This is a genomic window from Paraburkholderia sp. GAS38 (assembly GCF_050434965.1).
GTDB lineage: Bacteria > Pseudomonadota > Gammaproteobacteria > Burkholderiales > Burkholderiaceae > Paraburkholderia > Paraburkholderia phenazinium_A.
On the sequence record NZ_JBNDJO010000005.1, the window covers coordinates 460,104 to 486,450 of the forward strand.

The 26,347-nt window shown below is 64.4% G+C and carries 26 protein-coding genes; 10 read left to right on the forward strand and 16 right to left on the reverse strand.

Annotated features, from left to right (window positions below):
• Nucleotides 1–201 precede the first annotated feature (201 nt).
• The 14 genes from P3T42_RS15430 to mpl all read right to left on the reverse strand — a co-directional run bounded on the left by P3T42_RS15430 (nt 202) and on the right by mpl (nt 16,836).
• On the reverse strand, nt 202–1,128 hold the full coding sequence (locus tag P3T42_RS15430; protein ID WP_429306516.1) for an SMP-30/gluconolactonase/LRE family protein: 927 nt from the start codon (nt 1,126–1,128) through the stop codon (nt 202–204).
• Nucleotides 1,125–1,925, reverse strand: a complete 801-nt coding sequence (locus P3T42_RS15435) for an SDR family NAD(P)-dependent oxidoreductase (protein WP_429306517.1) — start codon at nt 1,923–1,925, stop codon at nt 1,125–1,127. The genes P3T42_RS15430 and P3T42_RS15435 overlap by 4 nt, the downstream gene beginning before the upstream one ends.
• 53 nt (nt 1,926–1,978) lie before the next feature.
• A complete protein-coding gene (gene araH / locus P3T42_RS15440) occupies nt 1,979–2,995 on the reverse strand; it encodes an L-arabinose ABC transporter permease AraH (protein WP_074302528.1) in 1,017 nt (338 codons plus the stop codon).
• A 69-nt stretch (nt 2,996–3,064) separates the two neighbouring features.
• On the reverse strand, nt 3,065–4,594 hold the full coding sequence (gene araG, locus P3T42_RS15445) for an L-arabinose ABC transporter ATP-binding protein AraG (RefSeq protein ID WP_074302530.1): 1,530 nt from the start codon (nt 4,592–4,594) through the stop codon (nt 3,065–3,067).
• Nucleotides 4,595–4,792: 198 nt separating this feature from the next.
• Nucleotides 4,793–5,791 (reverse strand): arabinose ABC transporter substrate-binding protein, encoded by a 999-nt coding sequence (locus P3T42_RS15450; RefSeq protein ID WP_074302534.1) that lies wholly within the window; start codon nt 5,789–5,791, stop codon nt 4,793–4,795.
• Between the two features lie 191 nt (nt 5,792–5,982).
• A complete protein-coding gene (locus P3T42_RS15455; protein ID WP_429306518.1) occupies nt 5,983–6,849 on the reverse strand; it encodes an SDR family oxidoreductase in 867 nt (288 codons plus the stop codon).
• Nucleotides 6,846–7,526 (reverse strand): 2-dehydro-3-deoxy-6-phosphogalactonate aldolase, encoded by a 681-nt coding sequence (locus P3T42_RS15460; protein WP_074302538.1) that lies wholly within the window; start codon nt 7,524–7,526, stop codon nt 6,846–6,848. The genes P3T42_RS15455 and P3T42_RS15460 overlap by 4 nt, the downstream gene beginning before the upstream one ends.
• 35 nt (nt 7,527–7,561) lie before the next feature.
• Nucleotides 7,562–8,692 (reverse strand): 2-dehydro-3-deoxygalactonokinase, encoded by a 1,131-nt coding sequence (locus P3T42_RS15465; protein ID WP_429306519.1) that lies wholly within the window; start codon nt 8,690–8,692, stop codon nt 7,562–7,564.
• The gene (locus P3T42_RS15470) at nt 8,689–9,633 is read right to left on the reverse strand and encodes an IclR family transcriptional regulator (RefSeq protein ID WP_429306520.1); all 945 of its coding nucleotides are present in this window, start codon (nt 9,631–9,633) and stop codon (nt 8,689–8,691) included. Before P3T42_RS15470 ends, P3T42_RS15465 begins: the two co-directional genes overlap by 4 nt.
• A 1,114-nt stretch (nt 9,634–10,747) precedes the next feature.
• Nucleotides 10,748–11,470, reverse strand: coding sequence for a monofunctional biosynthetic peptidoglycan transglycosylase (mtgA, locus tag P3T42_RS15475; protein WP_074302545.1), 723 nt, complete (start codon nt 11,468–11,470; stop codon nt 10,748–10,750).
• Nucleotides 11,471–11,605: 135 nt separating this feature from the next.
• Nucleotides 11,606–12,550 carry a shikimate dehydrogenase gene (aroE, locus tag P3T42_RS15480; protein ID WP_429306521.1) on the reverse strand — a complete coding sequence of 315 codons (945 nt, stop codon included), beginning with the start codon at nt 12,548–12,550 and terminating at the stop codon, nt 11,606–11,608.
• Nucleotides 12,547–14,673, reverse strand: a complete 2,127-nt coding sequence (locus P3T42_RS15485) for a ribonuclease catalytic domain-containing protein (RefSeq protein ID WP_429306522.1) — start codon at nt 14,671–14,673, stop codon at nt 12,547–12,549. Before P3T42_RS15485 ends, aroE begins: the two co-directional genes overlap by 4 nt.
• Nucleotides 14,674–14,803: 130 nt before the next feature.
• A complete protein-coding gene (locus tag P3T42_RS15490; RefSeq protein WP_429306523.1) occupies nt 14,804–15,406 on the reverse strand; it encodes a YqiA/YcfP family alpha/beta fold hydrolase in 603 nt (200 codons plus the stop codon).
• A complete protein-coding gene (mpl, locus tag P3T42_RS15495) occupies nt 15,403–16,836 on the reverse strand; it encodes a UDP-N-acetylmuramate:L-alanyl-gamma-D-glutamyl-meso-diaminopimelate ligase (protein WP_429306524.1) in 1,434 nt (477 codons plus the stop codon). Before mpl ends, P3T42_RS15490 begins: the two co-directional genes overlap by 4 nt.
• 196 nt (nt 16,837–17,032) lie before the next feature.
• Here mpl and P3T42_RS15500 point away from each other — a divergent pair, with 196 nt between their 5' ends.
• The 10 genes from P3T42_RS15500 (at nt 17,033) to P3T42_RS15545 (ending at nt 25,126) form a co-directional block, all read left to right on the forward strand.
• Entirely contained in the window at nt 17,033–17,686 is a 654-nt protein-coding gene (locus P3T42_RS15500; protein WP_074302553.1) for a UDP-N-acetylmuramate--alanine ligase, read from the forward strand.
• Nucleotides 17,687–17,696: 10 nt separating this feature from the next.
• Complete coding sequence (locus P3T42_RS15505) at nt 17,697–18,248, forward strand: TlpA family protein disulfide reductase (RefSeq protein ID WP_074302555.1); 552 nt, start codon at nt 17,697–17,699, stop codon at nt 18,246–18,248.
• Nucleotides 18,249–18,442: 194 nt separating this feature from the next.
• Nucleotides 18,443–18,898, forward strand: coding sequence for a type II 3-dehydroquinate dehydratase (gene aroQ / locus P3T42_RS15510; RefSeq protein ID WP_074302558.1), 456 nt, complete (start codon nt 18,443–18,445; stop codon nt 18,896–18,898).
• 69 nt (nt 18,899–18,967) lie between these two features.
• On the forward strand, nt 18,968–19,435 hold the full coding sequence (gene accB / locus P3T42_RS15515) for an acetyl-CoA carboxylase biotin carboxyl carrier protein (protein WP_074302560.1): 468 nt from the start codon (nt 18,968–18,970) through the stop codon (nt 19,433–19,435).
• Nucleotides 19,436–19,542: 107 nt separating this feature from the next.
• Nucleotides 19,543–20,910: an acetyl-CoA carboxylase biotin carboxylase subunit gene (gene accC / locus P3T42_RS15520; protein WP_074302562.1), complete on the forward strand. Its 1,368-nt coding sequence runs from the start codon at nt 19,543–19,545 to the stop codon at nt 20,908–20,910.
• A gap of 3 nt (nt 20,911–20,913) precedes the next feature.
• Nucleotides 20,914–21,816 (forward strand): 50S ribosomal protein L11 methyltransferase, encoded by a 903-nt coding sequence (gene prmA / locus P3T42_RS15525; RefSeq protein ID WP_074302564.1) that lies wholly within the window; start codon nt 20,914–20,916, stop codon nt 21,814–21,816.
• Nucleotides 21,817–21,864: 48 nt separating this feature from the next.
• Entirely contained in the window at nt 21,865–22,989 is a 1,125-nt protein-coding gene (locus P3T42_RS15530; RefSeq protein ID WP_429306525.1) for a zinc-ribbon and DUF3426 domain-containing protein, read from the forward strand.
• An 81-nt stretch (nt 22,990–23,070) separates the two neighbouring features.
• The gene (tpx, locus tag P3T42_RS15535) at nt 23,071–23,571 is read left to right on the forward strand and encodes a thiol peroxidase (protein WP_074302567.1); all 501 of its coding nucleotides are present in this window, start codon (nt 23,071–23,073) and stop codon (nt 23,569–23,571) included.
• Nucleotides 23,572–23,682: 111 nt separating this feature from the next.
• Nucleotides 23,683–24,621, forward strand: a complete 939-nt coding sequence (locus P3T42_RS15540) for a carbohydrate kinase family protein (RefSeq protein WP_074302569.1) — start codon at nt 23,683–23,685, stop codon at nt 24,619–24,621.
• 28 nt (nt 24,622–24,649) lie between these two features.
• Entirely contained in the window at nt 24,650–25,126 is a 477-nt protein-coding gene (locus P3T42_RS15545; RefSeq protein WP_074302571.1) for a glycine zipper 2TM domain-containing protein, read from the forward strand.
• A 219-nt stretch (nt 25,127–25,345) separates the two neighbouring features.
• Here the strand turns inward: P3T42_RS15545 and P3T42_RS15550 are convergent, their stop codons facing one another.
• Both P3T42_RS15550 and P3T42_RS15555 read right to left on the reverse strand, forming a co-directional pair.
• Complete coding sequence (locus P3T42_RS15550) at nt 25,346–25,933, reverse strand: histone H1-like DNA-binding protein (RefSeq protein WP_074302573.1); 588 nt, start codon at nt 25,931–25,933, stop codon at nt 25,346–25,348.
• Nucleotides 25,934–25,963: 30 nt separating this feature from the next.
• A complete protein-coding gene (locus tag P3T42_RS15555; protein ID WP_074302575.1) occupies nt 25,964–26,281 on the reverse strand; it encodes a hypothetical protein in 318 nt (105 codons plus the stop codon).
• Nucleotides 26,282–26,347: the final 66 nt, after the last annotated feature.

Below are 26,347 nucleotides of genomic sequence, written 5' to 3' on the forward strand. Positions count from 1 at the left end.
GAGAGGCATGGGACGTTACCGGCATTGCTGACGGATGTTTATGCGGGCGCCTCGGCTGGCCGCCTCTTTGTGTCCTTGAATCCTTGAATCGCCCGGTCCCTGCGTGCTGCAGCATGCTACGCAATGGCTGCGTTGCCAAGCCCCGTTGCGACCCAACCTGCTCAAAGCACTGTGGCACGCACTCGCGTGCCGCGAAAAAACCTAACTCAACTCACTCGAGCTACGCGCTGCCGGCGCGCCCTGAAAGAGCGCCTCAGGCAACCCGCGCGCGCCAGGTACAGCCACGAACACGCCGCCCGCTTGCGCGTCGCCGGCCAGCGCGGACGCGTCCAGATCGATGCGCGCACTCGTGATGTACAACGTGCCGAGCTGCTCACCGCCGAGCGCCACGCAACTCGGCTGCACGGTCGGCACCGTCACCCGCGCCGTTTCCACACCATCCGCTCCGTAGCGCACCACGCGCGCTCCGCCCCACTGCGCATTCCACAAACCGCCGTCGCGGTCGACAGTCGAGCCGTCGGGCTCGCCGGTCGCATCCGCGAGTTTCGTGAACAGACGGCCGTTCGCAACCGTGCCGTCTGCAGCGTAATCGCACGCGCGAATCTCGCGGGTCGGCGAATCGCAGTAGTACATCGTCGCGCCGTCCGGACTGAAAGCGATGCTGTTCGAAATCGCGGGCGCCGGCAAGGGCAAGCGCTCGAGCGACAGATCGCGGTTCAGACGATAGAACCCGCCCACTGCGCGCAAGGGCGAACCCTCATCCTTCGTACCGAAGACAAAGCGCCCCTGACGGTCGCAACGGCCATCGTTGACGCGCGTGTTCATGCCCGGCTCGACATCGACAATACGCTGAGTCTCGCCAGTTGCAAGGTCGAAGAACGCGAGATGTGTCGCGAGTCCGAGTAAAAGGTAGTGCGGATCGGCGCAGAGCGCAAACGTCGCGAGCCGTTCCGGCATGCGCCAGGAAGTGCTGCTCCGGTCGCGCGGATCGTAGCGCCAGAGGCGCGCGCCTTCGATATCGGTCCAGTAAAAGCGGCCGCTTCGCGCGCACCAGGTGGCGCCTTCGCCGAGGGTGCATTTCGCGTCGATCAGCAGTGTTGCGCGCACAGCACGCTTAGGCTCGCTCACGCCCAACCTCCGTCGACGATGATGTCCTGCGCCGTGATCAGCCGGCTGTCGTCCGCGGCGAGGAAAAGCGCCATGCGGGCCAGATCCTCGGGCATCAACTCGGCGTCGATGCACTGCCCTTCCTTGATCGCACGGCGCCCGGCATCGTCGAGCCACAGGCGCTTCTGCTTCTCGGTCATCACCCAGCCCGGTGCCAGCGTGTTCACGCGGATGTTGAAATGGCCGAGATCGCGCGCCAGACCGCGTGTGAGGCCCTGGACCGCCGACTTCGACATCACGTACACCGGATAGCCGCCGTTCTTCAGCATCCAGCTGATCGAGCCGAGATTGATGATCGAGCCCCGACCGGCCGCTTTCATATCGCCCGCCACAGCCTGGGCCGCAAAGAATTGATGACGCAGGTTGACGGCGATGCCGGCGTCGAACGATTCGGGCGTCACCTCTTCGATCTGGTGACGCTTGTCGTTCGCGGCGTTGTTGACGAGCACCTCGATCGGGCCGAGTGCGGCCTTGACGTCGGCGATCGCGTTGCGCAACGCGTCGATGTCGGTCAGGTCGCACGGCAGGAACAGGGGCTTGTGGCGCGAGTCGCCGAGTTCATCGGCGAGCGCCTCGCCGGCGCTTGCGTCGATATCGAAGAACGCGACCCGCGAGCCCTGCGCCGCGAAGTGCTCGACGAACGACGCGCCGATCCCGGTCGCGCCGCCCGTAATCAGCACGGTCCGGTCTGCAAGGCTCGGATAGCGCGCATATACGTTGTCCGCCTGGCGGGCCTTCGCATTGGCAGGAGACGACATCGTTCGATTCCTATTCTATTGAGGTACTAAGCAACGTAGCGGGACAGCGCGCGTCAATCGCGCGAGCCGCGGTTCTTCAACTGGTCGAGCAGCACGGCGGCGAGCAGGATCGCACCGCGCACGAGGTACTGATAGAACGCGTCGATGTTGAGCAGGTTCATCACGTTCTCGACCGTGCCCATGATCAGCACGCCGATCACCACGCCCGAAATCGTCGCCCGGCCGCCCAGCAGCGACACGCCGCCCAGCACGCATGCGGAGATCACGTTCAGCTCGAAGCCTTCAGCCGCGTTCGGCTGCCCGGAGGTGATACGCGAGGCGAGAATCACGCCGGCCAGCGCGGTGACCGCGCCCTGCACCAGGAAAATATACACACGGGTGCGCTCGACGTTGATACCGGCCAGACGCGAAGCTTCCGGATTGCCGCCGATCGCCAGCGTATTGCGGCCATACACGGTCTGGTTGAGCATCACGCCGAACACGATGAAGCACAGCAGCGTGACCCAGATCGGCAGCGACACGCCGAACATCGACAGGCCGCCCAGCGCGATAAACGTATCCGACGACACCCCCACGGCCTGCCCATGCGACACGATAAAACCAAGGCCGCGAACGATTTCCATGGTCGCCAGCGTGGTGATCAGCGCGTTGATGCGCAGATACGCAATCACCGCGCCGTTGATGAAACCGATCACGCCGCCCGCCACGACCGCCGCGATGATCGCGATGAAGGTGTTGCCGGTGGCGTTGAGCACCATGGCGCACAGCACGCCGGCGAATGCGACGGTGGAACCCACGGACAGGTCGAAGTCACGCGAAGCGAGACAGAACATCATCGTGCACGCGACCATGCCGATCTGCGAGATCGACAACGCGAGCCCGAGCATGTTTTCGATCGAGAAAAAGTGATCGACAGTCAGGGACATCGTGATGAACATGATCGCGAAGATCACGATCAGGCTGTAGTCGGTGACCTGCTGCCACCATTTCTGCTTGTCGTTGCTCTGTGGAATCAGCGCTTCGGCGGCGCCCTTGGCGGCCTGTTGCGCGAGGTTTTCTCTGGCTTGCATTTGATGACTCCTCCCGTTTTCGTCACGGGCTGACGGGTTATTGGGGACTTGCGTCCGTTCGGTTCAGTTTCAGGCCGCCTGCGAGACGGCGCTTTCCAGTGCGGTCGAACTTTGCGGCAGAGCGAGGCTCAGCACGGCCTGTTCGTTGGCCTGGCTGCGCGGCAGTTCGCCGGAAATGCGGCCTTGCCGCATCACCACGATCCGGTCGGATACGCCGAGCACTTCCGGCAGTTCAGACGAAATCATCACAATTGCGCAACCGCGTTCCGCGAGCTGATAGATCACGTTATAGATCTCATGCTTCGCGCCGACGTCGATGCCGCGCGTCGGTTCGTCGAGAATCACCACTTTCAGATCGGGCTCCGCGAGCCAGCGCGACAGAATCGCCTTCTGCTGGTTGCCGCCCGAGAGGAAACGGATCTTCTGGCGGCGGCTCGGCGTTTTGATCTTCAGCAGCTTGATAAAACGGTCCGCCGTGTCCGCCTCTTTCTTGCGGTTCAGGAAGAAGCCCGCACGCAGGTAATGGCGCCGGCAGCTGATGTTGATGTTCTCGGACACGGTCGCCATCGCGACGATGCCCTCTTCCTTGCGGTCTTCCGGACACAGCACGATGCCGTGGCGAATCGCTTCGCCGGCGCTGCGCACCTTGATCGGCTTGCCGTCCAGAATCAGCTCGCCGCTCTTCTTGCTGTCGGCGCCGTACACGAGGTGCATCAGTTCGCTGCGACCCGCGCCCACCAGACCAAAGAAGCCGACGATCTCGCCGCGCCGCACTTCGAAGCTGGCCGGCTCCTTGAGCGCATGCCCTTCGATCGCCTTGGCGGCGAAACGCACTTCGCCGAGTTCACGCGGCTTGTAACTGTAGATATCCGAGATCTCGCGGCCGACCATTTCGGCCACGATCGTGTCGCGCTTCACGCCTTCGAGCGTCGGATGCGACGCCACCTTGCGGCCGTCACGGAAGATCGTACAGGCGTCGCACAACTCGTAGATCTCGTCCATCCGGTGCGAGATGTAGATCATCGCCCGGTTGTCGGCACGCAGATCGCGCACCAGCTTGAACAGCACTTCGGTCTCGCTGTGCGACAGCGAGCTGGTCGGCTCGTCCAGCGCAATCACGCGCGCGTTACGCAGCAGCGCCTTGCAGATTTCCACCATCTGCCGCTGGGCGATGGAGAGCCTGCGCAGCTTCGCATTCGGATCGAGCGCCACGCCCATCGCTTCGAGCCGTTCGCGCACAAAGCGCTTGGCTTCGCGCTTGTTGACCCAGCCGAGTGCATTCGGCAACTGGCCGAGCAGCAGATTTTCCGCGACCGTGAGGTCGGGCACGTATTGCAGTTCCTGGTGAATCACCGCGATCCCCGAGGCAATCGATGCGGCCGCGCTACCGAAGCGCACCTCATTGCCGTCGATCATCAGGCGGCCGGAGTTCGGCTGATATTCACCACCGAGAATCTTCAGCAGGGTCGACTTCCCCGCGCCGTTCTCGCCCATCAGGCCATGCACCTGGCCGACGTTCACGTCGAAGGACACGCCGTCGAGCGCACGCACGCCTGGAAAGACCTTACCGATATTGTCAAAACGCAGCGTCGCTGACACTTCGCCTCCTGTTGCATCCTGTGACCCGTACGGTCCGGCGCGGCTTGCGCCTTTGCCGGCACGACGGTCTGTCTCAACTTCTGTTGCACCTGCCGGCGCGCGCAGTTCATCCACGTCCTGTGCGCGCCGTCCTGGCAGGCAGGCGCGCCGGAGTCACGCTCCGGCGCGCCTGCTCACCGCACGGCTGGAGCCGACGGCTTACTTCGATGCCAGACCCATCTTTTCACGCACGTCCGCGACGTTGTCACGCGTGGCCAGCATGCCGGTCGTCAGCGTGAGCGCCGGCGGTTCCTTGCCTTGCGTGATCCAGTCGTACATCAGCGTCGAGGTTTCTTCGCCATGGCGCTTCGGGCTGATGATGACGGTGCCGTAGAAGCCCGTCGGCGTCGGCTTCTTGAACTCGTTGAGCGCCGAATCCGAACCGCCGATACCGATACCGATCATGTTGTCCGCCTTGAAGCCGCGGCCTTCCGCTGCACGCACGGCGCCGAGCACGGCTTCGTCGTTCAGGCCGTAAGCGATCCAGTGCTTGAACTGCGGGTTCTTGGTCAGCGCGATGTTGGCGGCGTTGAAGGCGTTTTCCGTATCGGTCTTCGCCTGCGGCGCTTCAACCACGTTGGCCTTCGGGAAACCGGCGGCCACGAGCGCGTCGGTCGCACCGCCGGTGCGGTCAACCGCGGTCGGCAACTGGTTGTAAGTCACGTCGATCGCGCCGACGTCCTTCATGTCCCAGCCGCGCTTCTTGATTTCCGCGGCCAGACCATCGCCAACCTGCTTGCCGATGTTGTAGGCCGAAATGCCCATATGCGGCACCGAAGCGATCGGCTTGCCCGCACCGTCGACGAGGCGGTCGTCGACCGTCATCATCTTCAGTCCGTCAGCCTTCGCCTTGGCGACAATGCCCGGTCCGAGCTTGACGTCCGGCGTGCAGATAATGAAACCTTGCGCCTTTTGGGCCGCCAGGTTGTCGATCGCGCTCATCACCTTCTCGCCCGAGGGTGCGCCGATTTTCACCAGCGTGAAGCCCTTTTCCTTGGCAGCGATCTCAGCAAACTTCCACTCGTCCTGGAACCACGGTTCTTCCGGCTGCTTCACCAGAAAGCCGATCTTGACGGAGTCAGCGGCTTGCACGACGGGGGCGTTGAACAGCACACCTGCTGCTGCGGCTGCCAGCGTGAGGAAAATTCTACGTTTCATGTTGCAGTCTCCTGACTAATTAGTAGATAACGAGAAGGTATCGGCCGCGTCTTCTTATCCGGTCCTGACACACGCGGCCAGCGCGTCAACCGGCTAAAACGGATCGTTGCGCTCTGTGGCGCTTCGCATTCTTTTGCTTCGCGGCGGCGCGCTTTCCACGGCGCGCCGCCTTTGTTTCTCCAGACGGTGGCTCAGTCGTGATACAGCGCTGAGCGCCCGCCATCCACCGTGATGCAACTCGCGTTGATGAACGGCGCCTCGTCCGAGGCGAGGAACACCGCCGTCATCGCCACTTCTTCCGGGCGGCCGATGCGCTTCATCGGCTGCAGGTCGAGCGTCGCCTGCTGCGCCGCCGCGGGATCGGGCTGACCGTTCCACCAGTCGTGCGTCAACTGCGTTTCGATGTAGCCCGGTGCGATGGCGTTGACGCGCACATTGCGCGGGGCGTATTCGATGCCGAGCGCCCGGGTCAGGCCAATCACGCCGTGCTTCGCGACCGGGTACGGGAAGCAGCCCGGAATGATCTTGAACGAATGCGTCGAGGCGATATTCACGATGCTGCCCGCGCCGCGTTCCACCATGCCCGGCAACACCGCGCGGCAGCCGTTCCAGACGCCGTCCAGATCGACGGCGAAGCAGCGCCGCCAGTCGTCGTCGCTCATCGTCAGCGGGTCGCAGAAGACGTTGATGCCGGCGTTGTTCACCAGCACGTCAACCGCACCGAACGCGCGCTCGGCTTCGCGCACGGCATGCTGGACCGAGGCGGATTGCGTCACGTCGGTCTGTACGGCGAGCACTTTTGCGGCGCCGGCGGCTGCCGAGCCGGTGGGTGCGCTTGCACCGTTCGTGCCGTTCGTGCCGTTTGCAGCCTGGGTGCCTTGGGTGCTGCTTGCCCTGCACGCTGCTTCGATGTCCTGCGCAGTACGTTGGGCGGTTTCGATATCCAGCTCCGCCAGCACGACAGCCGCCCCCTCGCGCGCAAACGCTAGCGCAATGGCTGCACCGATGCCGCGACCGGCGCCGGTGATCAACGCGACCTTGTTGGCGAGCCGGTTCATTTCTTCGCGCTCGCTCGTGCGATCCGCAGGCCGTTGATATAGGCGCGGGCGTGCGACGCTGTCGCCGCCACGCTCTGGCCCGGCTTGTACAGCGCGGAGCCGAGCCCGAAGCCGTTCGCGCCGGCGCTCAGGAACGGACCCATGTTGTCCGGGGTAATGCCACCGACCGGCACCAGCGGCACTTCGGCTGCAATCACCGCGCGCCACGCCTTGACGACCTGGCAGCCGAGTTGTTCGGCGGGGAACATCTTCAGCACGTCGGCGCCGTTCTTCAGCGCCAGAAACGCTTCGTTCGGCGTGGCCACGCCCGGTGCGCAGGCGAGTCCCTGGGCCTTCGCCATCGCCACCACTTCGGCGTCGCTATGCGGCATCACGATCAGTTCGCCGCCCGCCGACTTGACGTCGTGGACGAAGCTCGCGTGCAGCACCGTGCCCGCGCCGACGATCGCATCCGCCGGCAGCGCCTTGCGGATCGCCGCGATGCTATCGAACGGCTGCGGCGAATTCAGCGGCACTTCGACAATCCGGAAACCGGCTTCGTACAGCGCCTGCCCGTGGTCGGCGGCATCGGCGGGCGTGACGCCGCGCAGAATGGCGATCAACGGACACGCCTCGAAAGCCGCGATCAGACCCGCGTGCGGCAGATACGGGGCGGGCAGATTGATGTGAGGTTGCATGTCGGTTCCTTGTCTGTGTCGTGCGCGGCGGCGCCTTAGCTGGCACGCGCGGCGCCGGGCGCCGGCGTGGCTGCGAGTGTCGCCGCGGAGGTTGCCGCTTGCGCCGCTGCCGGCGCCACCAGGCCTGCCTGCGTCGCGATGCGCCACAGGCCGCGTTCGGTGGCTTGCTTGACCAGCGGCGCCTCGGTACAGCCGAACTGGCTCAGCGCGAGCTGGTAACGCTCGCACAACGCTTCATTGCCGATCAGGCGCAGCGCGTGCCCGGCGAGGCCGGTCTGCTGCTGCGCGAGGACGGCGTCGAGGCCGGCCAGTTCGTGGCCGATCAGCAGGCCCGACAGATAGTCGGGCTGCTGCTGGCCGCCAAGCTGTCCGGTGAGTCCAAGCGTGCGCGTGCTGAATACGGTGGCGAGCGGACCCGCCTCACCTTTTTGCCGCGCGATATTCACGCCGCGCAAAAATGCCTCGGTATCCAGACGATCCGGCGCGACCATCGTGCGGCCGAGAATCGTATGCTCGCGCAACGCCGCGAAAATCTCGCCGGTCATGAACGTATGAAAGCGCTCGATCCTGCCGCCGCGCACCACCACCCATTTCGCGTGCGTGCCGGGCAGGCCAATGAGCTCGTACTGCCCACCGTCCGTCGCTGCAGGGCCATCGCCGAGCGCGCCGAAAATCTGCGTTTCTTCGCCGCGCATCACGTTCGGCAATTCGCCGCGCTGCAGTACGCCTGGCACGATATGCAGCGCGACACCGCTAGCGGTCTGCACGCGCACGATGCCGGCGACCAGCGCGTCGGCACTCGCCGGCGCATCCACGTACGGCGCTTCGAGCCAACCCTGAGCACTACCGACCATCCCTGCTGCGATCACCGGCACGCCGGGTGCGCGCTCGAGCCAGGCGCCGCACGCGGCTTCGAAGGCCGCATCGAAGCCGCCCTCTTCGGCAGGGCGCGGCAGATTCATGATGCCGGCGGTCGATTCGCGCGTGTCCAGCACGTTGCCCGCTGCGTCGAACAGATAGGCACGCAAGGACGTCGTGCCCCAGTCGAGCGCAACCAGCGCGGCCTGATCGAGGCTGACGGCGCGCGTTTTCGATGTCGCGATGGCACTCGCGCCGTCTCCGACGTTCGGGACATGAGCCTGCATGGGAGAACCCGCTTGCGTCATCGTTTGATCCTGCGTGTCGCCGGCTGCGGCACACGCCAGCCGAGTTCCTCCGAGATGGCGCGCGCTTCGCGCTGCACGACGGGGATCAGTTCGTCCATCCGCTCGAGGGACATATACGGAATCGTGCTCGCCACCGACAGCGCCGCGACGATCGCGCCCGACGCGTCGCGCACGGGCGCCGCCACGCAGCGGATCGAGGCTTCGTTTTCTTCGAGGTCGAACGTGTAGCCGCCGGCCGAATAGGTCGTCATGCGCTGCATGAAGGTCGGCAGGTCGGGGCGGTTATCGGGCTTGAAGCTGACGCCGGCCAGCGCGCGACGCGATGCGTCGAACAGCGACTGCCAGGCATCGGGCGTGAGGTCGAGCATCATCGCCTTGCCGATGCCGGTGGACGCGAGCGGCATGCGGTGACCCACACGCGAACGCATTTCCAGGCCGCGCGTGCCGGGGATCTTGTCGATGTAGAGCACGTCGTCGCCGTCGCGCACGCCGAGGTGGATCGTATCGAGCGTCTGTTCGGCGAGCGACTCGAGATGCGGCCGCGCCACGGCGGTAAGCGGCATCTGTTCGAGCGCGATGGTGCCGAGTTCGATCAGCTTCGGACCGAGCAGATAGCCGCCCTGCACCTGACGCAGGTAGCGCGCCTGCACGAGACTGCTGACCAGCCGGTGAGTGGTGCTGCGGGTGGTGCCGAGCGCGGCGCCGAAGGTGCGCAGATCGCGCACGCCGGCGGCGGCCGCTTCGAGAATCGCGAGGCCGCGCAAGAGCGTCTGCGTGCCGGCTTGCTGCGGCGTGATGTCGAGCAGGGTACTCGGCAGCGCGATTTCGTCGACGGGCCTGGATGAGCCCGAAGCGCCGTTCAGCGTGCGGGCGCGCGGTTGGGGCGCGGCTTCGGAACCTGCATCGGACCCGGCGGCGTGAGAGGACATCGCTTTGTTCATGGCGATTGGGCGATTGGTTGGGGTATTACCGCGCGGGGCCGGACTGGCGGCCGGAGAAACGGGACGGAACACGGCAACTGCGTGGTTCCTGCCTGACGGTGATGGGCATGGCTGGTTGTCTCCGATCGTTTGGTCCGCGCCGGCCGCACGGTGTGTGCGGGGGGTGTGGCCTTTTTTTGCCTCGCTGGCGGCGGCTTGGCTCGCGGTTTTGCGGGCTTTGCTGCAGTGCCTTGCGGGCTTGGTGTTTCGGATTGTAGGGCGGTTTTTTTGAAATCTCCAATATGTGAGTGTTGGATTCATATATTGGGATGTGGCGCTTTGCGCGCGGTTTTTGGGGTTGCCTGCGGCGCCTTGGTTTTGTCGTTGTTCCTGCGGGGTTGGCTTTTCCTTGCTTTCCTGTCGGTCTGTTGGCGTTGCCTTTGGCTGTATTTCTGCGGGGTTGGCCTTTCCTTGATTTGTTAGTGGTCTATTAGCTTCGCCCCTGTGCGGGGCGGCACTTACTTTCTTTGCCGCCGCAAAGAAAGTAAGCAAAGAAAGCGGGCTCACACCGCTAGCTCTTAGGTGTCCACATCTTTTGCAAAACCGGAGTGGTCCGAAGACAAGACCCGCCCTCGCACCACCCACCTTCGTGACAAAGGACTCATCCACCCCACTCCGCACTACGTGCGTCGCGGATGGGTCTGCCAGGGAAAGCGGAGCCCGCCGGCGCAAGCAGCACAGGCAAATAACATTAGATATCCTACCGAAATCGCAGAAGGCGCCATACCCGACGGCGGGGCGCGCAGCGCAACGCTGGAACGGATGACAGCCTTGTCACTAATGTGGGCGGCGCGAGAGCGGCTCTCGTCTTGGGCCGTTCCCCGTCGAGTACAGAGATGTCTCACTACGGGCTAGCGGTTGCAGCCCGCTTTCTTTGCTTACTTTCTTTGCGGCGGCAAAGAAAGTAAGTGCCGCCCCGCACAGGGGCATCGCTAATAGACCGATAACAAAGCAAGGAAAGGCCAACACCGCAGGAATACAGCCAGAGGCAACGCCAATAGACCACTAACAAAGCAAGAAAAGGCCAACACCGCAGGAACAACGACAAAACCAAAGCGCCGCAGGCAAAAACCCCTCACTCCGGCAACTCAGCCGCCCCCATCCGATGAGCGATCACCCCCGCGCGTTGCGCGAGATACGGCGAACCCCGATGCTCATCAAAATACTTAGGCCTCGGCAACATCACCGCCAGCCGCGCCGACTGCCCCACGCTCAGCTTCGCAGCCGTCGTCTTGTAGTAATAGTTCGCCGCCGCCTGCGCGCCATAAACCCCATTACCCCACTCGACCGAGTTGAGATAAATCTCGTAGATCCGCTCCTTGTCCATCAAGGTATCAAGCATCCACGTGATGATGACCTCCTGCCCCTTGCGGATATAACTTTTATCCCGCGATAGAAACAGATTGCGCGCCAGTTGCTGGGTGATCGTCGAACCACCCCGAACGATCTTGCCGCGCGCCTTATTTTTCTCCCACGCCTGCAGGATGGCCTCAGTCTCGAATCCGTTGTTGTTAACGAAGTTCGCGTCCTCGGAGGCGATGATCGCGCGCTTCAGATTGCGCGAAATCTGCTCGTACGGCACCCATGTGTGCTGGATCGACAGATCAGGCCGGTCCTGCGAAAGCGTCCATGCGTCCGAGCGCATGAACGCCGTCGACTGCGGATTCACGTAGTTCCAGATGCCAATCTGCACGAAGTAGAACACCTGCGTCGCGAACCAGGCTATCGCAACCACCGCGCCAACGTAAAGAATCCAGCGGGTCGGTCCCGGCCGGCCTGCTCGCCTCGCTCGCGTCATCGTGGTCAGGCTCCTCGTTTCGATGGAATCGGCAACGCCAGGCGCGTCAGTCGGCCCGAGCGCATACGCGGACGTCCGCAAACTCAAGCGACGCAGCAGCTTTCACCCGCTCGTCGTCGAGTCTTCACTTTTCTGTCAGGTCACGCTCGGCGCGGCCAGCATCCGACGCAGTTCAGCCAGCACCGGTGCGCCTTCAGGACGCACGCCGCGCCAGAGGTAAAACGACTCGGCCGCCTGCTCGACCAGCATCCCCAAACCGTCCGCCGCCCGCGCGCCCAGCGCTTGCGCGTGCTGCATGAAAACGGTCGGCTGCGCGCCGTACATCATGTCGTAGGCGAGCGTGCCGCTGCCGAACGCGCCGTCGTCGCACTCAGGCAACGCGGCATCAAGACTGCCGGCAGTTGCATTGATGATGACGTCGTAAGCACCCGGCTCGATAGCCGCCGCGCTGCCGCCGCTCAGCCGGCAGCCGGCTGAGCGCGCCGCCTCGCCGAACTGGCTCACCAGCTCACTCGCTTTCGCTGCGGTCCGGTTGACGATCGTCAGCGTGTGCGGCGCGCGCTCCAGCATCGGCAGCACCACGCCGCGCGCGGCACCGCCCGCGCCCAGCAGCAGAATGCGAGCGCCCTCGAGCGGCGTGGCCAGATTCACTTCGATATCGCGCACGAGGCCAAAGCCGTCCGTATTGTCGCCGTAGATCTCACCAACCTCGAAGCGCAAGGTGTTCACCGCGCCCGCCGCCGCCGCACGCGGCGACAACTGCGTGGCCAGCGCATGCGCCTCCAGTTTGAACGGCACGGTGACGTTCAGTCCACGCCCACCGCCCTCGATAAACGCGCGAACCTGCGGCACGAAGGCGTCGACGGGCGCCAGCAGATGCGTATAGTCGATCGGCTCGCCGGTTTGCTCGGCAAAGCGCGCGTGAATGAACGGCGATTTGCTATGCCCGACCGGATTGCCGACCACCGCATAGCGGTCTCGCGAGCCGGCAACCGAAGTCGCCTCGCCCGTTGCCTGCGTGCCTGCCTGTACGGCGGACTGCGCTGCGGACTCTACGGTGGACCGGTTGGTCTGACTCATTGTCCCGGCTCCGCCACATGCTGACCAGCCGGCGCGTCTTCACCTTCCCGACCGTTGCCGTTTTCCTCCGCACCGGATTCACCAGACGCATTAGCCTCAGTGCCGGCCTCAGCCTCAGCTTCCGCTTCGCTCTGCGCAGAATCGTCCGCGGCGTCCAGCAGTTCTTCTTCGCCCTCGTCGGCTTCGTCAGCCTCTTCGGCTTCGGCGCCGCTCGTGACCGTCGGCGCGTCGAGTACATGCAGCTTCCGCACGGATGCTTCCACGGTCAGCTCATCAATCGACATCACTTCCATCAGCAAACGCGTGCCGCGCGCATGGACGCCCAGCGCCGGCACATGCAGCAGCAACGGAATCTCTTCCAGCCGAACGAGGTCATCCTTCACCACGCTCGCCACCACCTGCTTCCGGTTCTCCTGCTTCAACCAGCGCAGGCACCAGAAGTACTCCATGCGGCGCTGGTGGTCGGCGTAGGCCGAGTAGGTGTCGTCGAAGCCTTGCACGACGGCGAACAGATCGGCGTCCTTCGGCTTGAACGGCGCGGCCAGCTTGGCAGTCACGCCGTGTTGCACGCAAGCGAGCAGTTGCCATTGATTCACAAGGTCGACGTAGCGGCGCAGCGGCGAGGTGCTCCACGCGTACTGCGCCACACCCAGGCCTTCGTGCGGCGCGGCGTTGGTTTGCATGCGCGTGCGCTTCGGCCCGGTCGGCGCACCGAAGGCCCGCTGCGAACGGTAGATGCCCGGCACACCATGGTCATGCAGGAACGCGCCCCACGACGAGTTGGCGAGAATCGCCAGTTCGGCGACGATCGTGTCGAGCGGCGAACCGCGGCGGCGCGGCGTGATGGTGATGTGCTCGCCGTCGACGTAGAAATTGAAGTCCGTATTGCGCTGCACTTCGCGGCGCAGACCGTAGCCTGCCCGCGCCTGCTGGCGCTTCTCGAACAGCGCGAGGGCGAACGGCCACAACACCGCGATATCGTCCTTGTGTGGATATTCGCCGCTGCCGGCGGCGAGCGCCTCTTCAGTGACGAGTTCGTCCAGCGTGTTGTGCCGCAGGTTGTTCTTCACGAACACCCGCTCGGCGCGTGTTTCGCTGGCGACGATTTCCTGAGTCTCGCGATTGACGATCACGTACAGCGACAACGCCGGACGCATGCCGCCTTCAGCGAGCGTGAACGCTTCGACGACGCTGTCCGGCAGCATGGTGATCTTGTCGCCGGGCATGTAGACCGTCGACAGGCGCGTGCGGGCAATCGCGTCGATCGCGTCGCCAGGCGTAATCCCCAGCGCCGGCGCCGCGATATGCACGCCGATCCGCACGCGGCCGTCGGCGAGGTGCTCGACCGAAAACGCATCGTCGATTTCGGTGGTGGTCACGTCGTCGATCGAGAACGCTTCGACGTTAGCGTCCGGCAGATCCTCCGGCAACGCACCGACCGTCACGGCCGCAAAGCCGGTACCGTGCGGGAAGAATTCCGACAGAAAGCGCGCTTCATGCAGCGCGCGCGCCGACGGAATGCCGCCGCACTCGAGCATCAGACGCGCCTGCGAAATGCCGCGCGCGGCCGCTGCGGCTTCGAGCGCCTTGTATTCGATGGTGTTCTTGTCCGGTTTGGTCAACAGACCCAGCGCCTTACCGGCCAACGCCTCCGGCAGCCGGCCCGCTTTCAGCTCTTCCTCGTACTCCGCCTGCACCAAACCTTGCTGGCGTTTGCGTTCGAGGCCGGCGAGCGCCATCTTCAGTTGCTCTTGCGGCGCGCGCTGATACTGGCCGCGCCCTTTGCGGCGGAAGTAGACCGGCGCGCTGTGCATGCGCAGCACCAACGCGGCGCGTTCCACCGGACCGAACGACGCACCGAAATAGTCCGCGCCCAGCGTGGCAAACGGGAATTCATCGTCAGGGGCGCATTCCCACAGGAAATCCAGATCGATTTCCTGCGCGGCGGCGTCCGCCTGCTGGATCAGATCGCCGGCGCTCGGCTTCTCGAATTCGATCAGCACGTCTTTGGCGCGCACCTTCGCGCGCCGGCCGCCCGGCAGCTCGACCTGAAACGCGTCGCCCTGGCGCGACAGCACGCTGCCCGCCTTGAAACTGCCCGATTCCTCAAAGAAAACGTTCACTCAATACTCTCGTTCTGACTTGCATCTGCCGCGGCGCCTGGCGGTGGAATCCGGCCCGCGCGTCGGCAACGTGTTCGTGGTGGTAGGCCCGCCGCGCTCTTGCTGGGCGCCGGCGGCATGAATCAATGAATCAGGCTGCCGCGCGTGGCGCCGGCGGTTCCAGATCCTCTGCGTCGCAAAAGGCCAGCACGTCGTCGACGTACTGCTCGAACTCGCTGATTGCGTGGTCGCTGCCTTCAATCAGCGTGGTGCGGGCGCCCGGATAGTGGGCGAGCATTTCGCGGTAATCGAGCACTTCGTCGCCGGTGGCCGCCATCAAATAATAGCGTTCGGGCCGCGTGATCGATGCGACCCCAAGTGCCCGCAATTCGTCCAGATGATGCGGCTCGACGACGATGCTGCCGCCGCCGTGCCAAAGCGGCTGCTCGCCGAGGTACTGACTGAGATCGCGTTGCGGCACGACCGCCGGATTCAGCAGCACCGCCGACCAGCCGTGCTTTTCAGCCAGATGGGTGGCGAAATAGCCGCCGAGCGAACTGCCCACCACGGTCACCCGCTGCGGCGCTGCCGCCGCGACCAGCGATTCGGCCAGCGCGACGGTCTCGAGCGGCGACACCGGCAGCATCGGGCAGCACCATTCGGCACCGCGGCCCAGCGCGGCCAGGCGCGCCGCCATCACGCGCGCCTTGAACGAATTCGGCGAGGAGCGGAAGCCGTGCAGATAGAGGATCACGCCTCGCCCCGTGCGGATGAATGCGGATGCGGATGCGCCTCAACCGCCGGCCGCGCCGAGAGCGCATCGAGCAGCTTCTGATGGACCCCGCCAAAGCCGCCGTTGCTCATCACCAGCACCTGGTCGCCCGGCTGCGCCGCCGCCACGACCGCTTTGACGAGCGCGTCGAGATTGTCGAAGGCGTGGGCCTTGTCGCCGAGCGGCGCCAGCGCTTCGCCGAGATCCCAGCCCAGCGCGTCGCGTCCGGTGGGCGCGCCATAGCCGAACACGAGGTCCGCGTCCGCGAGGCTGGCCGGCAATTGCGCCTTCATCACGCCCAGCTTCATGGTGTTCGAGCGCGGCTCCAGCACGGCGAGAATCCGCGTACGTTCGCGACCGACCCGCGTGCGCAGACCGGCAACCGTCGTTTCGATGGCGGTGGGATGGTGCGCGAAGTCGTCGTAGACCGTCACGCCGTCGACGCTGCCGCGCACTTCCATGCGGCGCTTCACATTGCGAAAGCTCGTGAGCGACTGCGCGGCCTGCGCGGGCGGCACGCCGACACTGCGCGCCGCGGCGATCGCCGCGATCGCGTTCATGCGGTTGTGCTCGCCCTGCACCTGCCAGTCGACGACACCCACGCGCGCCCCGTTGTGATACACCGCAAAGCGCTCGTCGACCGGCACGCCGTCTTCCGCCGGCAGCGCCTGCCAGCCGCCCTGCACGCCGAAGCGCTCCACCTCGCTCCAGCAGCCGCGCGACAGCACCCGCTCGAGCGCATCCTCGCGCCCGTTCGTGACGATCCGCCCAATGCCCGGCACGGTGCGGACCAGATGGTGGAACTGCGTCTCGATAGCGGCGAGATCGGGGAAAATGTCGGCGTGATCGAACTCGAGGTTGTTCAGAAGCGCCGTGCGCGGGCGGTAGTGGACGAACTTCGAGCGCTTGTCGAAGAAGGCCGTGTCGTACTCGTCCGCTTCGATCACAAAGAAGCTCGAATCGGTCAGCCGCGCCGAAACACCAAAGTTCAGCGGCACGCCGCCGATCAGAAAGCCCGGATTCAGCCCCGCGTCTTCGAGCAGCCAGGTGAGCATCGAACTGGTGGTGGTCTTGCCGTGCGTGCCGGCCACCGCCAGCACCCACTTGCCGTTCAGCACATGCTCGCCGAGCCATTGCGGACCGGACACATACGGCAGTCCGCGGTCCAGGATCGCTTCCATCAGAGGATTGCCGCGCGACACCACATTGCCGATCACAAACAGATCGGGGTTCAGATCGAGCTGCTCCGCGCCGTAACCCTCTATAAGACGAATGCCTTGTGCCTCGAGCTGCGTGCTCATGGGCGGATAGACGCCGGCGTCGCAGCCGGTGACCGTGTGCCCGGCCCCGCGCGCGAGGACCGCGAGACCGCCCATGAACGTGCCGCAGATGCCGAGGATGTGAATATGCATAAGCCTGTGGTGCCGCGCGGGCGTACTTTTTGCGTAGGAGGAAGTGCGCGGGAGGGGCCGAAAAGGTCCGTCCGCAAAGGACGCTATTGTAACCGACGCCCCTTCGATCGCCCTACGCCGAGGCCCTGTGCCGCAGCCCGCCGGGACCCTGGGAGGCCTCAAAAGGCCCGCCTTCATTCTCTAGTATGATTGTGAGATGGTTCGCAAATCACATTTCGATCCGCAGCGGGTGCGCGAGGAAATCGCCATCGCCGCTGCGCGGATGATCGCCGAGGACGGTCTGGACTACTCGACGGCCAAGCGCAAAGCTGCGCGGCAAGTCGTCGGGGAAACCCGCGTGGCCGGCGAATGGCTGCCGGATAACGACCAGATCGAGGAAGAAATCCGCGAGTACCAGTCGCTCTTCCAGGGCGACAGCCAGCCGGTCGTCCTGCGCCGCCTGCGCGGCGTCGCGCTCGACTGGATGCAGCGGCTCGCCCCGTTCAACCCGTATCTGACCGGCGCAGTACTGAACGGCACGGCGGGCGATCATTCGGACGTGTATCTGCAGGCTTTCTGCGACAACCCGAAAGACGTCGCCATCTACTTCCTCAATGCCAACGTGCAATACGACGTGTCGGAGACCCGTCACTTTGCAGGCCGCGGCTATGTGGAGACGCTGAGTTTCCTGTGGCGCCCGGAGCGCGAGGCGCAAGGCGCCGATCCGGTCGGCATCCACGTCGCGCTGTACGGCACCGACGACTTGCGTGGCGCCGTGCGCGCCGACGCCCGCGGCCGCCATGCGCGGGCAAGCGCGCAAGCTGTGCAGGCGTTGCTCGACGAGAGCCGCGTGCCCACTCCCAACAATTGATCGGACAACAATGAAGAGCAAGCGGATTCTGGCCAGTGGGTTCGTCGCGATTCTGGCAGCCGGCGTCGGCATCTTCGCCGGACGCGGCCTGCTGAACGCAAGCGGCGTCGATGTCGCGCAAGCCGCGCAACCGCAGCCGCAAGGCGCCGTCGCGCAGTTGTGGGCCGCCCCCGTCACCAATGCCGACGGCAAGCCGCAGTCGCTCGCGCTGCTTAAAGGGCACCCGGTGGTGATCAATTTCTGGGCGTCCTGGTGCGGACCGTGCGTCGAGGAAATGCCGTCGCTCGCGCAGCTGCATCGCGAATACGCGAAGAAAGGCATCGAGTTCGTCGGACTTGGCGTCGATTCGGACAAGAACGTGAAGGCCTTCCTGCAAAAAGTGCCGGTCGACTACCCGGTCTACGTGATCGGTTTTGGCGGCGCGGACCTCGCCCGCGCGTTCGGCAATAATGCGGGCGGCCTGCCGTTTACCGTCGTCATCGACGCAAAAGGCAACGTTCGGTCGACAAAATTAGGGCAAATCCAGCCGAAAGAGCTGAAACAGACGCTCGACGCCCTGTAAACTTAACATTCGCCTAAGCTTTAATTGTGGTCGGAACGGGCCGGATTGCGCGCAAATTGCCTAAAATTGCGAGAAGATGCGCATCCGGCAAGTTCGCCGAAAGCCGCCGGAATCAATCCTGCTGCGCGGGAAACTAGACAAGTTTCTCTAATCAGCGCTAAAGTGCGCCCAATTCCACGGAAATAGAAGCGACCATGACGCGACTGCTGGTACTGCACGGCCCCAACCTCAATCTTCTCGGCACCCGGGAACCTGAGGTCTACGGTCGCGTGACGCTGCCGCAGATCGATCAGGCGCTGGCCGACCGCGCAGCGGACGCCGGCGTCGAGCTCGCGTCGTTCCAGAGCAACCACGAGGGGGCGCTGGTCGATCGCATCCAGTCCGCACGGCTAGAGAAAACCGATTTCATTCTGATCAATCCCGCGGCGTACACGCACACCAGCGTGGCGGTCCGGGACGCACTGGCGGGGGTCGGCATCCCGTTCGTCGAGATTCATCTGTCGAACGTGCATCGTCGCGAACCGTTCCGGCATCACTCGTATTTCTCCGACCAGGCAGAGGGCGTCATTTGCGGCCTCGGCTGGAAGGGATATCTTTACGCACTCGAATTCGCGCTCGACCGGCTCGCCGCCGGCTCGCAACGCGGCTGATTCCAACACACCTATTCTGGGCCGGCAGGCAGCGCCGCCGGCACTTCACGCATTGAAAGGGGATGCCCAATGGATCTACGTAAACTGAAGACTCTGATCGACCTCGTCTCCGAGTCCGGTATTTCGGAACTGGAAGTCACCGAAGGCGAAGGCAAGGTCCGCATCGTCAAGAATGCGCCGCCGGTTTACGTCCAGCCGTCCGCGTCCTACGCTCCGCAGTACGCCGCACCGGCGCCGGTTGCGGGTGCGCCCGCAGAAGCCCCGGCCGCCGCGCCGGCAACGCCTGCCGCGGTGGCGCCGCAAGGTCACGTGGTGACCTCGCCGATGGTCGGCACGTTCTATCGTGCGCCGTCGCCGGGCGCCGAGCCGTTCGTCCAGGTGGGCGACACGGTCAAGGAAGGCCAGACGATCTGCATCATCGAAGCGATGAAGCTGCTCAACGAAATCGAGTCGGACAAGTCCGGCGTGGTCAAGGAAATCCTCGTCGACAACGGGCAGGCCGTCGAATACGGCCAGCCGCTGTTCGTGGTCGGCTAACGCGGCACGCTTTGCGTTTGCCGTCCGCGCACCTGTTGGATTGGGGTGCGCGACCGATCCTCTGAGGCGGCCGTCCGCGGCGCCCATTGATGAGTCGAAAATCCGCTATGTTTGAAAAAATTCTTATTGCCAATCGCGGCGAGATCGCGCTCCGTATCCAGCGCGCGTGCCGTGAGCTCGGCGTCAAGACGGTCGTCGTCTATTCCGAAGCCGACAAGGAAGCCAAGTATGTGAAGCTCGCCGACGAGGCCGTCTGTATCGGCCCGGCGCCTTCCAACCTGAGCTACCTGAACATGCCCGCGCTGATCAGCGCGGCGGAAGTCACCGACGCCGAAGCGATTCACCCCGGCTACGGTTTCCTCTCCGAGAACGCGGACTTCGCCGAACGCGTCGAGCAGTCCGGCTTCACCTTCATCGGCCCGCGCCCGGAAACGATCCGGATGATGGGCGATAAGGTGACCGCCAAGCAGACCATGATCAAGACCGGCGTGCCGTGCGTGCCGGGTTCTGAAGGCGCGTTGCCCGACGATCCGAAAGAGATCGTGAAAATTGCCCGCCAGGTCGGCTATCCGGTCATCATCAAGGCCGCCGGCGGCGGCGGTGGCCGCGGCATGCGCGTGGTCCACACGGAAGCGGCGCTCGTCAACGCGGTCAACATGACGCGCGAAGAAGCCGGCCGTGCCTTCGGCAACCCGCAGGTCTACATGGAGAAATTCCTGGAGAACCCGCGGCACATCGAAATCCAGATTCTGGCCGACTCGTTCCGCAACGCAATCTGGCTGGGCGAGCGCGACTGCTCGATGCAGCGCCGTCACCAGAAGGTGATCGAAGAGGCGCCGGCGCCGGGTATTGCACGCCGCCTGATCGACCGCATCGGCGACCGTTGCGCGGACGCCTGCAAGAAGATGGGCTATCTTGGCGCGGGTACGTTCGAGTTCCTGTACGAAAACGGCGAGTTCTACTTCATCGAAATGAACACGCGCGTGCAGGTCGAACATCCGGTGACCGAACTGATTACCGGCGTCGACATCGTGCAGGAACAGATCCGCATCGCGGCCGGCGAAAAGCTCGCCTTCCGCCAGCGCGACATCGTGTTCAAGGGTCACGCCATCGAATGCCGGATCAACGCTGAAGATCCGTTCAAGTTCACTCCGTCGCCGGGACGCCTGACGTCGTGGCATATGCCGGGCGGCCCTGGCATCCGCGTCGATTCGCATGCGTACAACGGCTATTTCGTCCCGCCGAACTACGATTCGATGATCGGCAAGCTGATCGCTTACGGCGCAACCCGCGAGCAGGCCATCAAGCGGATGCGCATCGCGCTGTCGGAAATGGTGGTGGAAGGCATTCAGACCAACATCCCGCTGCACCGCGAGCTGATGCTCGACGCGAAGTTCGTCGAGGGCGGCACCAGCATTCACTACCTCGAAAACCGGCTGGCCGCGAAGCAGCAGGCCGCACCGGAAGAAGCGTAAGCCATGAGTTACCGGGAACTGATCGTCGAGCTGGCTCGCGAGCACGCGGAGGAGTTGTCCGACGCGCTGCTCGAGCTGGGCGCCTTGTCCGTGTCGGTGGAGGATGCTGACGCCGATACGCCCGACGAGCAGCCGCTCTTCGGCGAACCCGGTCTCACGCCCGATCGCACGGCCTGGCAACGCTCGCGCGTGATCGCGCTGCTGGCGCCGGAGCACGACCCTGCTGTCCTGCTGACGGCGGCCGCGAACGAACTGGGCTTGAATCCTGCGCCCACGTTCAGCACGCGCGTCGTCGAAGAACAGGACTGGGTGCGGCTCACGCAATCGCAGTTCGATCCGATTCCGATCGGCGAGCGCATCTGGGTCGTGCCGTCCTGGCACGATGCGCCGGACCCTGACGCCCTGGTGCTGGAGCTGGACCCGGGGCTCGCCTTCGGCACCGGCAGCCATCCCACCACGCGCCTGTGCATGGAGTGGCTGGAACAGTCGGTTGCGGCGAACCAGTCGGTGCTCGACTACGGTTGCGGCTCCGGCATCCTCGCGATCCTCGCGAAGAAGTGCGGCGCGAACCCCGTCTACGGGATCGACATCGATCCGCAAGCGGTCGAATCGGCTCGCCATAACAGCGAGCGCAACCGGGCCGAGGTCACCTATGGCCTGCCCGAAGACTGCCCGGCCGGCGAGTTCGATATCGTCGTCGCCAACATTCTGTCCAATCCGCTCAAGCTGATGGCGTCGATGCTGTCGTCCAAGGTCAAGCCGGGCGGACGGCTTGCGCTGTCGGGCATCCTCGCCCGCCAGGCCGACGAAGTGGCGCGGGTTTATCAACAGTGGATCGACATCGCCGTATGGCGTGAACACGAAGGTTGGGTATGCCTGACGGGAACGCGTCGGGAAAGCCATTAGAATAAGACGTATTGTCCAACTAACGGCCCTGCGGCCAATCGGCTCAATATGCTCCTGGCGACGCGCTGTCCTTTCTGCGAAACGGTCTTCCGGCTCGATCCGGCGCAGCTCGCGCTGCGCCGTGGCCTGGTGCGCTGCGGGCATTGCCAGGAAGTCTTCGACGCCTCGAGCAGTCTGTACGAAACCGCCGAGGGCGCCGACTTCGCCACAGCCTCCCCCGTTTCCCCCGCAGCCGTCGCCGCGCTGATCGCGGGCACGCATGCCACGCCGAAGATGCCGGATTTCAGCGCCGAGGCGTGGAATCCGTGGGCGCCGGCGCCCGACGCCGCCATCGACAACCGGCTGCTGCACAACGCCACCAATCTGCCGCTCGCGCCGGTTGCCGCGAGCGTCGCGGTCACGCCGCGGCACGCCGACGAACCCGAATTGCCGACGGCCAGCATCGAAGACCACGCCGCGCATCGCGAACCGGTTTTTGCGGCAGAGCCGGAGCCGGAACCAGAACCGGAGCCGCTCGAAGACGAACCGGCGCTGCAAGACGCACACGCCGCAGCGGCGACGTTGCGCAGTGCCCCGGACCACGAACCGCATTTCGGCACGGCAGCCGCAGCGACACCCTTCGCCGTCAATCCGCCCGAAGACGAAGCCGATCCGTTCCCGGTGGTCCGCGAAACCCGCGCGGCCCCGCCGCGCCGCCTCGGCTGGCGCATCGTCGGCGTGCTGGTCGCGCTCATTCTGCTGGTCGGCCTGCTCGCCCAGCTCGCCTGGTGGCAGCGCGAGACCATCATGGTGGACTGGCCGCAGTCGCAAACGCTCTATGCGCAGGCCTGTGCGCAGATCGGCTGCAGCGTCATGCCGCCGCACGACATCGACGGTCTGCAGGTCGAACCGTCCGACCTGCGGCAGATCGACGGCCCGCACAAACTCGAACTGAAGATGCCGCTGCGCAACCGCTATAACGTCGCGCTAGCGTATCCGGCCATCGAACTCACGCTGCTCGACGACCAGAACAATGTCGCCGTACGCCGCGTGCTATGGCCGCAGGACTACGTCAAACCCGGCACGCCGATCGCAGCGGGTCTCGCGGCGCGCACGACGGAGACCATGATCGTGCATCTCGACACCGGCAACGCAGTCGCCTCGAATTTCCGCGTACAGATTTTTTATCCCTGAACACAAGCTGCAGCTTTTTGCGCGCCCATGGCACCTCGGGCGCGTTCACCGTCAATCCCTGACACATTTTCGGAGCACAACATGAGTCAAGTCACGCTGGGTGGCAACCCGATCGAAGTAGCCGGCACGTTCCCGACCGTGGGCCAGAAGGCAGCCGCGTTTTCGCTGGTCGGCAAGGATCTCAAGCCGGTCACGCTCGCCGACTTCGCCGGCAAGCGCAAAGTGCTGAACATCGTGCCGAGCCTCGACACCCCGACCTGCGCCACCTCGACCCGCAAGTTCAACGAAGCGGCCGGCAAGCTGTCGAACACCGCGGTGATCGTAGTCTCGGGCGACCTGCCGTTCGCGGCCTCGCGCTTCTGCACCACCGAAGGCATTGAAAACGTCCTGACCGCTTCGACCTTCCGCGGCCATGAGTTCGCCCAGGCCTACGGCGTGGACGTCACGAGCGGCCCGCTGACGGGCCTGACGGCACGTGCCGTGGTCGTTATCGACGAAAACGACAAGGTGGTTCACGCCGAACTCGTCGGCGAAATCAAGAACGAGCCGAACTACGACGCAGCGCTTGCCGCGCTGAAGTAAGCAACCCTCGGCCGTCACTGCGCCGCGCCGTGTGCGCGGCGCTTTTACGTCGTCCGGTGCTTTACCTTTGTTAAGTTCTTATCCACTCGGATTTCTACAGGACCACTCATCTTGGCTACGCTGATTTGCGGCTCGCTCGCCTACGACAACATCATGACCTTTGAGGGCCGCTTTCGGGAGCACATCCTGCCCGAGCAGGTCCATATCCTCAACGTGAGCTTTCTTGTGCCGACGATGCGCCGCGAGTTCGGCGGCTGCGCGGGCAACATGGGCTACTCGCTGCACCTGCTCGGCGGCGACGCGCGCATCATGGGCGCGCTCGGCGCAGTCGACGCGCAGCTCTATCTGGACCGCTTCGACCAGCTCGGCATCTCGCGCGAGCACGTCCTCGTGCTGGCGGACACCTACTCCGCGCAGGCGATGATCACCACGGATCTGGAAAACAACCAGATCACCGCCTTCCACCCCGGCGCGATGATGCAGGCACACCTGAACCACGCAGACGAGGCGAAAGACATCACGCTCGCCATCGTGGGACCGGACGGCTACGACGCCATGACGCAGCACTCCGAACGACTTGCCGCCGCCGGCGTGCCGTTCGTCTTCGATCCGGGCCAGGGTCTGCCGCTGTTCGACGGCGCGACGCTGCGCCGCATGATTGAACTTGCCACTTACGTAGCTGTCAACGATTACGAAGCCAAACTGGTGAGCGACAAGACCGGCTGGTCCATCGAAGAAATCGCGAGCCGCGTCGATGCACTGATCATTACGCTCGGCGAGCATGGGGCGCAAATCCACCATGCAGGCGGCATGGAAACCATCCCCGCCGTCACCGCCAGGCAGGTGCTCGACCCCACCGGTTGCGGCGACGCCTTCCGCGGCGGCCTGCTCTACGGCATCGAGAAGCAGCTTGGCTGGGCTACCACCGGCCGCCTCGCGAGCCTGATGGGCGCGCTCAAGATCGAACATCAGGGGCCGCAAAACTACGCGCCCACCCGGGCGGAGATCAACGAACGGTTCAAGCAGGCGTTTGGATACGACCTGTCGTAATGCCGTAGCGCTAATTTGGAGTGAGGGAATGAAAACAACAAGTCGCCTGGTAGTAGCTGCTGTGCTGGTCGGTTCGCTGGCTATGTCGGGATGTGCGTATAACAGCAGCTCGGCGGACGTCTATACGGCGTCGCAAGCGCAGCGCGAAGAAACGGTCCGCATGGGCACCGTCGACAGCGTGCGGGCCGTGAAGATCAGTTCGAACAACGGCCAGCCGAGCGGCCTCGGTGCGATCGGCGGCGGCGCCCTGGGCGCAGTGGCCGGCAGCGCAATCGGCGGCGGGCGTGGCTCGATCGTCACAGGCATCATCGGCGGTATCGCCGGTGCAGTGGCCGGCAATGCGGTCGAAAACGGCGTCGCGATGCGCGACGGTATCGAGATCACGGTGCGCCTCGACAACGGCGACATCCGCGCCATCACTCAAAGCGCAACCGGCGAGATCTTCCAGGCCGGCGACCGCGTGCGGCTGCTGTCGAGCGGCGGCGTGACCCGCGTTACGCACTAGCTGTTCCCCTGAGCCGCTTTGCGCCGCAGGTCGGCGCAGCGGCAGTCTCACACGCATGCCCTTCACTGCGCATGCGTTTTTTTCGTCCTGAGCAAACGCTGCAGGCAAAAAAAATCCCGCCGCCGGAAACCCAGCGACGGGACGGTGATTGAGCAGCGAGACTGACGGGCTACTCAATCATCGGACACATCGAGATGTGCCTAACGACTCGTCAGCGAATTACGGACGGCTGCCGGTCGGGAACGGCCATGCTGCAGCCGGGTTCAACGCGGTCTTCACCGTAGCTGCCGGTGCTGCGCTCGTTGCAGCGGGAGCGGCAGGTGCCGGAGCAGCCTTCTTCGCAACAGCCTTCTTCGGAGCAGCGGCCTTCTTGGCAGGCGCAGCGGGGACCTTGGCAGCCTTCTTCGCAGGGGCCTTGGCGGCCTTCTTCGCAGCAGGAGCCTTGGCAGCCTTCTTCGCAGGCGCCTTCTTGGCAGCGGCCTTCTTCGCCGGTGCTGCCTTCTTGGCAACCTTCTTCGCTGCAACCTTCTTCACTGCAACTTTCTTCGCAGCTGCCTTCTTGGCCGGTGCAGCCTTCTTCGCTGCAACCTTCTTCACTGCGACTTTCTTGGCTGCAACCTTCTTCGCTGCGACCTTCTTAGCCGGCGCAGCCTTCTTCGCTGCAACCTTCTTCACAGCGACTTTCTTTGCTGCGACCTTCTTCACTGCCACTTTCTTCGCAGCGACTTTCTTTGCCGGTGCTGCCTTCTTCGCTGCAACCTTCTTCACAGCGACTTTCTTAGCGGCGGCTTTTTTTGCAGTTGCCATCATTTTCTCCTTCAGGTTTTCAGATGAGAGTCAGTTCAAACTACACCCTTCGTCAAAACCCGCTTCCCGCGGACGCTTCTCAAGGCGGGCGCTACGAAGCGGGCTATTCATCGGCGTACGCAGGTGCTGCGCGCTTACGCTAATGAATACGGTAAGGCGCGCCGTGCCATCGGGCACCGCGCGCCAAGTCCAGTCAGCGTCGGATCTCGACGCCGGCAATCGTTTGATCGAACCGCCGGCCATCGGGCCAGCGGCTTTTTCCGGGGGGAAGTTTGCCCATCCCACTGAAGGGTTCGCAAAGTGCCTGTCATGTTTGTGGGCCGCTAAGGCACCGGGCACGCTTTGCATCAGGCGGTTCTGCTCCTAACCATAACTGCCGCGGCCCTTGCCGGCGGCATCCCCATCGATGAGTCG

Excerpts from the sequence above, each read along its gene's own strand:
- P3T42_RS15530 (WP_429306525.1), top strand. The coding sequence starts at position 21,865 with ATGCTCCTGGCGACGCGCTGTCCTTTCTGCGAAACGGTCTTCCGGCTC.
- aroQ (WP_074302558.1), top strand. The coding sequence starts at position 18,443 with ATGACGCGACTGCTGGTACTGCACGGCCCCAACCTCAATCTTCTCGGC.
- accB (WP_074302560.1), top strand. The coding sequence starts at position 18,968 with ATGGATCTACGTAAACTGAAGACTCTGATCGACCTCGTCTCCGAGTCC.
- P3T42_RS15500 (WP_074302553.1), top strand. The coding sequence starts at position 17,033 with ATGGTTCGCAAATCACATTTCGATCCGCAGCGGGTGCGCGAGGAAATC.
- P3T42_RS15555 (WP_074302575.1), bottom strand. The coding sequence starts at position 26,281 with ATGCAAAGCGTGCCCGGTGCCTTAGCGGCCCACAAACATGACAGGCAC.
- accC (WP_074302562.1), top strand. The coding sequence starts at position 19,543 with ATGTTTGAAAAAATTCTTATTGCCAATCGCGGCGAGATCGCGCTCCGT.
- tpx (WP_074302567.1), top strand. The coding sequence starts at position 23,071 with ATGAGTCAAGTCACGCTGGGTGGCAACCCGATCGAAGTAGCCGGCACG.
- mpl (WP_429306524.1), bottom strand. The coding sequence starts at position 16,836 with ATGCATATTCACATCCTCGGCATCTGCGGCACGTTCATGGGCGGTCTC.
- P3T42_RS15505 (WP_074302555.1), top strand. The coding sequence starts at position 17,697 with ATGAAGAGCAAGCGGATTCTGGCCAGTGGGTTCGTCGCGATTCTGGCA.
- aroE (WP_429306521.1), bottom strand. The coding sequence starts at position 12,550 with ATGAGTCAGACCAACCGGTCCACCGTAGAGTCCGCAGCGCAGTCCGCC.
- P3T42_RS15470 (WP_429306520.1), bottom strand. The coding sequence starts at position 9,633 with ATGAACAAAGCGATGTCCTCTCACGCCGCCGGGTCCGATGCAGGTTCC.
- araH (WP_074302528.1), bottom strand. The coding sequence starts at position 2,995 with ATGCAAGCCAGAGAAAACCTCGCGCAACAGGCCGCCAAGGGCGCCGCC.
- prmA (WP_074302564.1), top strand. The coding sequence starts at position 20,914 with ATGAGTTACCGGGAACTGATCGTCGAGCTGGCTCGCGAGCACGCGGAG.
- P3T42_RS15460 (WP_074302538.1), bottom strand. The coding sequence starts at position 7,526 with ATGCAACCTCACATCAATCTGCCCGCCCCGTATCTGCCGCACGCGGGT.
- P3T42_RS15435 (WP_429306517.1), bottom strand. The coding sequence starts at position 1,925 with ATGTCGTCTCCTGCCAATGCGAAGGCCCGCCAGGCGGACAACGTATAT.
- P3T42_RS15550 (WP_074302573.1), bottom strand. The coding sequence starts at position 25,933 with ATGGCAACTGCAAAAAAAGCCGCCGCTAAGAAAGTCGCTGTGAAGAAG.
- P3T42_RS15450 (WP_074302534.1), bottom strand. The coding sequence starts at position 5,791 with ATGAAACGTAGAATTTTCCTCACGCTGGCAGCCGCAGCAGCAGGTGTG.
- P3T42_RS15465 (WP_429306519.1), bottom strand. The coding sequence starts at position 8,692 with ATGACGCAAGCGGGTTCTCCCATGCAGGCTCATGTCCCGAACGTCGGA.
- mtgA (WP_074302545.1), bottom strand. The coding sequence starts at position 11,470 with ATGACGCGAGCGAGGCGAGCAGGCCGGCCGGGACCGACCCGCTGGATT.
- P3T42_RS15545 (WP_074302571.1), top strand. The coding sequence starts at position 24,650 with ATGAAAACAACAAGTCGCCTGGTAGTAGCTGCTGTGCTGGTCGGTTCG.
- P3T42_RS15455 (WP_429306518.1), bottom strand. The coding sequence starts at position 6,849 with ATGAACCGGCTCGCCAACAAGGTCGCGTTGATCACCGGCGCCGGTCGC.